This window comes from Streptococcus sp. GMD1S, from assembly GCF_000296875.1.
Lineage (GTDB): Bacteria > Bacillota > Bacilli > Lactobacillales > Streptococcaceae > Streptococcus.
The window spans coordinates 1-502 of the sequence record NZ_AJQY01000445.1 but is presented as its reverse complement, the minus strand read 5'-3'; the positions used below and the strand labels follow the sequence as shown (position 1 = coordinate 502).

Here is a 502-nt window from a genome sequence, read left to right as displayed (position 1 = left end):
ACAGCCGACGCAAACAGGTGCTGGTCTTTATTCCCTGGGATGTTTTGGAAGAGACCGTCTTCATAACGTTCTGAGTGTCCCATCTTACCGATGATTTGACCATTCTTGCTAGTAATTCCTTCGATGGCATTTACAGAACCATTTGGATTGTACTTAGAGTCCATGCTTGGTTTACCCTCGAAATCAACATATTGGGTAAAGATTTGACCATTGTCACGAAGCTCTGCGAATTCCTCAGCTGTCACGACAAACTTTCCTTCACCGTGCGATACTGGGATGGCATGGATATCGCCCACTTGTACTCCAGCCAACCATGGTGAGTTGGTATTGGCAATTCGCGTTTCCACCATCTTAGCTACGTGCTGGTTGGCATCATTGTAGAAGAGGGTTGGACTAGTGCTGCTTGCATCTTCAAAGTTACCGTATGGAAGAAGACCTGATTTGACCAAGGCCTGGAACCCATTACAGATACCGATAATCAAGCCACCACGAGCGATAAAGC

General features: G+C 46.4%; 1 protein-coding gene. It reads right to left on the bottom strand.

Annotated elements, in window-relative coordinates; translation table 11 throughout:
• Nucleotides 1–502: phosphoribosylformylglycinamidine synthase subunit PurQ (locus tag GMD1S_RS10895; protein ID WP_000396415.1), on the bottom strand; the 502-nt coding region annotated here is incomplete at both ends.